Origin of the sequence: Belnapia rosea (assembly GCF_900101615.1) — a bacterium.
In the GTDB taxonomy this organism is placed as follows: domain Bacteria; phylum Pseudomonadota; class Alphaproteobacteria; order Acetobacterales; family Acetobacteraceae; genus Belnapia; species Belnapia rosea.
Map to the genome: position 1 here is coordinate 1 of NZ_FMZX01000083.1, position 3,122 is coordinate 3,122.

A 3,122-nucleotide genomic window follows, 5' to 3' on the forward strand; every position below is an offset into this window, starting at 1 on the left:
TTGAAAGCCTCAAGACCTTCCAAGGTGGCGCGGCCAGAGACCAGATCGGAGCCAGATCGGTTAGTCAGACAGTCCGGTCACAGACCCTAGGCGGGTTTCGGCAATGCCCTGAAGCCAGACCAAGCGCCAGATTGTCGCTATCGGGCCGCGACGGTGCTGCCCTCCTCGTCAAGGACCGTATCATCCATGCTCGACCTCCGCACAGCGCCCTACGGCGCGCTCGCCCTTCGCGTGGCACTCGGCGTGCTCTTCCTGGCCCATGCCGGCCTCAAGATCTTCGTCTTCACCCCGGCCGGCACGGTGGGCTTCTTTGGCCAGCTCGGCCTGCCCGCCTTCGTCGCCTACGCCACCATCGCGGCCGAGGTCGCCGGCGGTGCGGCGCTGATCCTCGGCGTTTGGGCTCGCCTGGTCTCGCTGGCGCTCGTTCCCGTCCTGCTCGGCACCATCGTGCTGGTCCACGGCGCGAAAGGCTTCTTCTTCACAGCCGCCGGCGGTGGTTGGGAGTTCCCGGCCTTCTGGGCGCTCGCGCTGGTGGTGCAGGCGCTCCTTGGCGACGGTGCCCACGCGCTGGTCCGCTCGCCCGCCTTGCCTAGCCGCGCAGTCGCATGAACCAGAATGGGCATAAGACCCGCCGGATATTCAACCGCTGGGTTTTCCCGATCAGACAGGAGTCGCTCCCCATGTTGCCCTCGATCTTCATCTCCCACGGCGCCCCGACGCTGGCGCTGGAGGACGTGCCAGCGCGGAGCTTCCTGCGTGAGGCTGCCTCGCACCTGCCAGAGCGACCCACGGCAATCCTCGTCGCCTCGGCACATTGGGGCACCCGCACCCCGGTTGTCAGCGCCATGACGCGCAACACCACGATCCACGATTTCGGCCGCATGTTCCCGAGCGCGCTGTTCGAGATGCGTTACGATGCGCCCGGTGCGCCGGCGCTCGCGGAGCGCGCTGCGGACCTGCTGGCAAGTGCCGGCCTGGCCTCACGCGTCGATGACCGGCGCGGCCTTGACCATGGGGCCTGGGTGCCGCTGTCCCAGATGTATCCAGCGGCCGACATCCCGGTGCTGCAGGTCTCGATTCAGCCGCATCTCGGCCCGGCGCACCACCTCGACCTTGGCCGCGCACTGGCGCCGTTGCGGAGGGAAGGCGTGCTGATCATCGACAGTGGCAGTTTCACGCACAACCTCGAGGAATTCTTCGGCCAGACGCCGGACGCGCCCGAGCCTGATTGGGTGGCAGCCTTCGCCGACTGGGTAGATGGCGCCCTTCTGGAGGGCCGGCTTCGCGACCTGCTCGGCTACCGGTACCAGGCCCCGTTTGCAGCCCAGAACCATCCGACCGACGAGCATCTGCTGCCGCTCTACGTCGCGCTCGGCGCGGCCGGAATGGCGCCGCGAACGGAGCGCCTGCACCGGAGCGCGAGCTACGGAGTGCTGCGGATGGACGCCTATGCCTTCACCAACGACACAGACGCTGCGGCGGCGCAGGCGGCGTGAGGGAGAATTGCAGTGTTTGACATCGGTCGGCGTCAATCAATTTTCAGAACCATACGGAAGCAGCTTCTTGGACTTGTCGCCATCCTTTCGTTGATCGTGACCTCGATGCCGGTCGTCGCCGAACCGGCCATGGACGTGCTCGGGCGCGACTACACCTTCCCGAACAGGATCGAGGGCCTGCCGGCACAGCTCTCGGACTTCGCCGGCCTTGAAATCAACGCCTTCGTCACGAGCGACGGTGTCCGGCTCGCCTACTGGGCCGCCGGCCAGGGCAGGCCACTCATCTTCGTTCCAGGCTGGTCGGCGAACGGGGCTGAGTTCGTCAATGTCATGTATCTGCTCAGCAGGCACTATCGCGTCTACGTCCTCGATCCCCGCAACCAGGGGCTTTCGCAGCGCGTCGATTACGGGTCCCGCATCTCGCGGTTCGCCGTGGACCTGCGGGAGTTTGGTGACCACCTTGGCCTTGATTCCGCCGACTACGTCGGGTGGTCGATGGGGGCATCGGTGCTCTGGAGCTACATCGACCTCTTTGGCACGGGACGCATCCGCAGGCTCGCCATCATCGATGAGCCGATTTCGATCTACAGCCACGCCGACTGGTCCGAGCAGGAGCGGCTGGAGGCGGGCGGGATGACCACCTCGCCGGAGCGGATGATCGCCGCCTTCACGCAGGGCGCCCCGGCCAACAGCCTCATCGTCGATATGAGCGCGGTGGAGCGCGCCATGGCGATGGACGCCCCTGCCTACGTGAACTCCACAAGCTTCTCCCGCGCGTTCATCCAGAACGACCCGGTGGCGATGGGCCGTGTGCTCTTTGACCACATCACAAACGACTGGCGCGATGTGGTCCGCCACAGGATCAAAGTGCCGACGGTGATCTTCACGGGCGAACTCAGTCGCAACCTGCCCAGTCAGAGGTGGATGCACTCGGTCATCCCGGGTTCCACGCTCCATGTCTACTCGGCAGCCGAGCAGGGCGACCACTTCCTCGCGTTTAAGAATCCCGAGCGTTTCACGACCGATCTCCGGGCATTCCTCGATCGTTGAGCGAGGCGCAAGTCGCGGCCACACCGGGCCGTGGCTGACTTTACCAGAACCCCCCATGAAGGAAGACAAACCATGCCTGTAGTTCGTGTGAGCTGGTTCGAGGGCAAGAACCAGGACCAGAAGGCGAAGGTGGCCGCAGAGATCACCGATAGCATCGTCCGCAACACTGGAACCGATGCCAAATACATCTACGTGATCTTCGAGGACGTCGCGCCGAGCGACTGGGCCGGCGAGGGCAAGCTGTTCGGCACCCCCACCTCCTGATGCGGATGGCGCGGGTGGCGCCCGCCGCCCGCGCCGCACGCCCCAGCACCGCGAAATCCTTCGCCATGTCCTGCAGATGGCGCACATCCTCGTCCGACTGCGCAGGCCCGGCGGCGGCAAATAGAAGTGCCCAGCGGTGTCGCTCCAGGCCGCTCCGTGGCGAGAGCGCCATCTCGGCTGCCTATTAATCTTACTGTGTCATAAAAACTTGCCTGATCTAGGGTCTGTGACCGGACTGTCTGACTAACCGATCTGGCTCCGATCTGGTCTCTGGCCGCGCCACCTTGGAAGGTCTTGAGGCTTTCAAGGAAC

Annotated in this window: 4 protein-coding genes; all 4 read left to right on the plus strand. The window is 65.2% G+C overall.

From position 1 onward, the window contains the following. The first annotated feature begins 186 nt into the window (after positions 1-186). A complete protein-coding gene (locus tag BLR02_RS28030; protein ID WP_090665473.1) occupies positions 187-609 on the plus strand; it encodes a DoxX family protein in 423 nt (140 codons plus the stop codon). Further along, the gene (locus tag BLR02_RS28035; protein WP_342670597.1) at positions 606-1,496 is read left to right on the plus strand and encodes a dioxygenase family protein; all 891 of its coding nucleotides are present in this window, start codon (positions 606-608) and stop codon (positions 1,494-1,496) included. Before BLR02_RS28030 ends, BLR02_RS28035 begins: the two co-directional genes overlap by 4 nt. A gap of 96 nt (positions 1,497-1,592) precedes the next feature. Next, on the plus strand, positions 1,593-2,546 hold the full coding sequence (locus BLR02_RS28040) for an alpha/beta fold hydrolase (RefSeq protein WP_245705008.1): 954 nt from the start codon (positions 1,593-1,595) through the stop codon (positions 2,544-2,546). A 72-nt stretch (positions 2,547-2,618) separates the two neighbouring features. Then, positions 2,619-2,810, plus strand: coding sequence for a tautomerase family protein (locus BLR02_RS28045; protein WP_090665475.1), 192 nt, complete (start codon positions 2,619-2,621; stop codon positions 2,808-2,810). Positions 2,811-3,122: the final 312 nt, after the last annotated feature.

Excerpts from the sequence above, each read along its gene's own strand:
- BLR02_RS28030 (WP_090665473.1), top strand. The coding sequence starts at position 187 with ATGCTCGACCTCCGCACAGCGCCCTACGGCGCGCTCGCCCTTCGCGTG.
- BLR02_RS28035 (WP_342670597.1), top strand. The coding sequence starts at position 606 with ATGAACCAGAATGGGCATAAGACCCGCCGGATATTCAACCGCTGGGTT.
- BLR02_RS28045 (WP_090665475.1), top strand. The coding sequence starts at position 2,619 with ATGCCTGTAGTTCGTGTGAGCTGGTTCGAGGGCAAGAACCAGGACCAG.